At 51.5% G+C, this 3,560-nt stretch carries 3 protein-coding genes, 1 tRNA gene and 1 pseudogene; 3 read left to right on the top strand and 2 right to left on the bottom strand.

Annotated elements, in window-relative coordinates; all coding sequences use genetic code 11:
• The first annotated feature begins 76 nt into the window (after window positions 1–76).
• The 3 genes from RBB63_RS11480 (at window position 77) to RBB63_RS11470 (ending at window position 2,033) form a co-directional block, all read left to right on the top strand.
• Window positions 77–1,024: a phosphoribosylaminoimidazolesuccinocarboxamide synthase gene (locus RBB63_RS11480; RefSeq protein ID WP_309384306.1), complete on the top strand. Its 948-nt coding sequence runs from the start codon at window positions 77–79 to the stop codon at window positions 1,022–1,024.
• 4 nt (window positions 1,025–1,028) lie between these two features.
• Window positions 1,029–1,874: an alpha/beta fold hydrolase gene (locus RBB63_RS11475; RefSeq protein WP_309384304.1), complete on the top strand. Its 846-nt coding sequence runs from the start codon at window positions 1,029–1,031 to the stop codon at window positions 1,872–1,874.
• Window positions 1,875–1,958: 84 nt separating this feature from the next.
• Window positions 1,959–2,033: transfer RNA gene (locus RBB63_RS11470), tRNA-Asn, on the top strand.
• A gap of 215 nt (window positions 2,034–2,248) precedes the next feature.
• On the opposite strand, the pseudogene RBB63_RS23665 reads toward RBB63_RS11470, so the two are convergent.
• Both RBB63_RS23665 and RBB63_RS11465 read right to left on the bottom strand, forming a co-directional pair.
• Window positions 2,249–2,722, bottom strand: a pseudogene (locus RBB63_RS23665) (site-specific integrase); the annotation flags it as partial.
• 655 nt (window positions 2,723–3,377) lie between these two features.
• Window positions 3,378–3,560 (bottom strand): hypothetical protein (locus RBB63_RS11465; protein ID WP_309384302.1); only part of this gene is annotated, 183 nt, incomplete at its 5' end.

Genomic DNA, 3,560 nt, shown 5'->3' with positions numbered 1-3,560 from the left:
GGGACAGACCTAAGAAAGGTTGTGAAAGCTACTGTGAAGACGGGATTGCGCAAGTGTTTTTTTTGAAAATTTTTTCGTGCTCTTTGGTCGACTCATCTCCAGCATCGCCGCCATGACTTTTGACGAGATTTCCAGTGCGTTGCCAGTTCAGGCGAGGAGAGCGGTTGCTGACTTGCCATACCCGAAAATTGCCAGTGGCAAAGTGCGGGAAATTTTCGATTTGGGAGATCGCTTGCTGATCGTTGCGACTGATCGTCTCTCGGCGTTCGACGTCGTGATGCCGGATGGGGTGCCAGGGAAAGGGCTCCTGTTGACGCAGATTAGCCTTTGGTGGTTTGAGCGTACGGGGGCGATTATACAAAACCACCTGGTTCCCAATCACTCAGTGGAGCTCGCAAAGGTTCTGGCTGATTGTCCCGAGTGGATTCCATACGCCATGTTGGTGCGGAAGTTGCAGCCAGTGAAGTTGGAAGCAGTTGTGCGTGGTTACCTAGCCGGTAGCGGTTACAAGGAATACGTAAAAACTGGTGAGCTGTGGGGGCGCCCTTTGCCGCAGGGGTTGCAGGAAAGCAGTCCTTTGCCAGAGCCGCTTTTTACACCAACGACCAAAGCAGAAGTGGGCGACAAGGATTTACCAGTCACGGATGCAGAGGGCGCAGCGGCAATCGGTTCTGAGCTTTATCAGCAAGTGAAAGCAGTCTCACTCCAACTGTTTGAACTTGGGACGGAGTATGCGGCGAAGGCCGGTTTGATTCTTGCCGATACGAAGTTTGAGTTCGGTTTGGATGAGGGTGGCAGTCTGTTCCTGATCGATGAAGCATTGACGCCCGATTCCTCACGTTACTGGCCGTTAGACGGGTATGCTCCTGGCAAACCGCAACCTGCGTTCGATAAGCAGTATGTTCGCGATTATCTGGAGACTCTCGATTGGGATAAATCGCCTCCAGGGCCGCGCCTGCCGGAAGCGGTTATTATGCAAACCCGCGAAAAATACCTAGCTGCGCTTCAGGCGCTGATGGGCTAGATTCATGGATGCTGTCGCCCGTAGTTATAAGACCAGCGATGGCGTTCGTTTACACTATTGGGATGCAGGGGAGGGGAGCCCGTTGGTTTTTCTGCCGGGTTGGTCGCAAACAGCAGCCATGTTTCGTGGACAATTTGAGTTGGCTGAGAACTACCGGTGCTTGGCGCTTGATTGGCGTGGACACGGAGAATCGGACAAGCCAGCTACTGGTTACCGCCATGCCCGGCTGGCCAAGGACTTGTTGGAGTGGTTGACGGCGCTCGAGCTTGATGAAGTAACCATTGTTGCTCATTCGATGGGCTGCAAGGTAGTATGGAATTACTGGGAGTTGTTTGGTGCTTCACCTGTTAAGCGCCTCATAGTTGTCGATCAATCTCCACGCCTGGTGTCCGCGCCATCTTGGAGCGATACGGAAATCGCGCAGTATGGAGCCACGACGACTCCCGAGGAGCTAGAGGTGTTTTTGGAGCAACTATCAGGTGTCGATGGCGAGGCCGTCACTCGACGTTTTGTCCCCACAATGTTCACGCCAGCCATCGCCTCGGAAACGTTGGAATGGGTCATTGCGGAAAACCTGAAGATGCCGCGGAAGTATGCGGCATTTTTGCTTCGGGAGACTATGTACAGCGACTCGCGTGACATCCTCCCTCGGATAGGCTGGCCTACGCTGGTCGTGTCGGGCGAGGGGAGCCATGTGCCGACGTCTGCTCTGCGCTGGACCCAGCAACAAATTCCGCATTCTCGTTTTGCTTCGATTGCTGCGAACGAGGGTGGCAGCCATTTCTGTTTTTTGGAAAACTCAGCTGCCTTTAACCAAATCCTGCAGGGTTTCCTGGCTGAAACCCGCTAAAATACAAGGATTTCGCAGGATGAAATTTTTTTGAAACTTTCCCTTGCCAAGTGAAGAACCCGCGGCATACTCCGAACACTTTATTGCCCGGTAGCTCAGCGGTAGAGCAGGTGGCTGTTAACCACTTTGTCGCTGGTTCGATCCCAGCCCGGGCAGCCATTTTGGGGCTTGTGCCCCAATGCGTCAGATAGCGCCAATGTGAGCCTATCCAGCTTATCTTCAAGCAGTTGCAGCGCATTTGGTTTGTCGGGACTTTTGTCAGGTTGTGACCGCAAAAGACCCTCTGCGCCAAACTCGGGAGTGCATATGGGAGTGCAGTCATCCTTCGCAAAGAGCTTGGTTACATCCTCATTTTGAGAAAGTTTGGCCACATTCATGTAGTGCTTGGCAGTTGTGGATGGATCAACATGCCGCAAGATTGATTGAATGACCGGCAGGGAGATTCCTTGCACGGCGAGCCAATGACCGAAGGTATAGCGGAGAGCATGGAAGTCCAGATCGCCAAAGTCATTGCGATAATGAACGCCTGCTCGTTTGAGGTCGGCTCTTAATTGTTCAGAGCCTGGCAATGTGAAAGGCAGGACACGCTGATTCTTTTTGAACTTGGCGGGTCGTAATTCCCTGAGCTTCTTAGCGACTTTTTGCATCAGTGGAACGCGCTCCTCTTTGCGGTTTTTGGAAATGTTGGCCCGAATCAGAAGATAAGGGATCGATTCCTCCAAAAATACATCGCCCCAGCGGAGCGAGGTTAGCTCATTTTTGCGCAGACCTGTCCAGCGAAGTAACCAGACACCTAGACGGTAGTCTTTCCGTTGCGGTGGCTTGCCACGCTCCATGAAGGCTTCCATTTCGCCATCAGTCCATTCGCGTCGTTTCTTTTGTTCGTTACCCCGGGTCTCGCCCTTGGGAACAAACTCTAAAGGGTCTTTCTCAATGACCCCCAGGCTTTTGAGCCAGTTCATGAAAGCCCGGAGGCTCGTCAGGTATTCATTAAGCGTTTTAACCGATAAAGGGCGACCAGTTCTGATATTGGTGGGCGCGCCTGAGCGCCATTTTTCAAAGGCGGCGGGATTCACATCGCTGATGGTATTCCATTTGCAGGCGAATGATATTGTTTCGATGCGTGTGATGGAGTCATGCACATGCTTTTCGTTTAGCCCCTGACTTTTGAGAGAGCTTTCGTAGTCTTTGACCAAAGTAGCGATGGTGCGGGTGGGCGCTCCCCACAAGTGAGAGGGAATTGGCAAACCTTCGTGCTCTAACTCGCGCACTCGGATATATTCCTTTAGGCGCTTTTCCGCAATGCCTTTGTCGGTGGTTTGCAGAGCGATGGTTGATTTATGCAACATCCATGGTAAGCGATAGCTTCCTGAATATTTCTTAGCGACTGCTACTGTTTGGCCTTGGCGGCGTCGTTGTTTAAAGACGTTCATTGTTAACTTGAATATTGGTTTGAGAATGATTTATCAGCTTAATATTGGCAATTTTAAAATGAACATATGTTTATGTTCGATTAACTGAGCATGATGCATCAGTTAGTGATTTGGGAATTTCGCTGAGTTTGCCCAAGCCTGAAATATGGACTGGGGTTAAAGTCAGGCCAGTGCTGGTGAGCCGGATTTGAACGTAGTTGGCTCCTGCCAGGTGATTGACTACCTCTTTGGGCAATTTGATGGAGCCACGTTT

The organism is Cerasicoccus frondis (assembly GCA_031296915.1).
Lineage (GTDB): Bacteria > Verrucomicrobiota > Verrucomicrobiia > Opitutales > Cerasicoccaceae > Cerasicoccus > Cerasicoccus frondis.
The sequence above is the reverse complement of the archived record's forward strand: the minus strand, read 5'-3'. Positions and strand labels throughout refer to the sequence as shown.

Excerpts from the sequence above, each read along its gene's own strand:
- RBB63_RS11475 (WP_309384304.1), top strand. The coding sequence starts at position 1,029 with ATGGATGCTGTCGCCCGTAGTTATAAGACCAGCGATGGCGTTCGTTTA.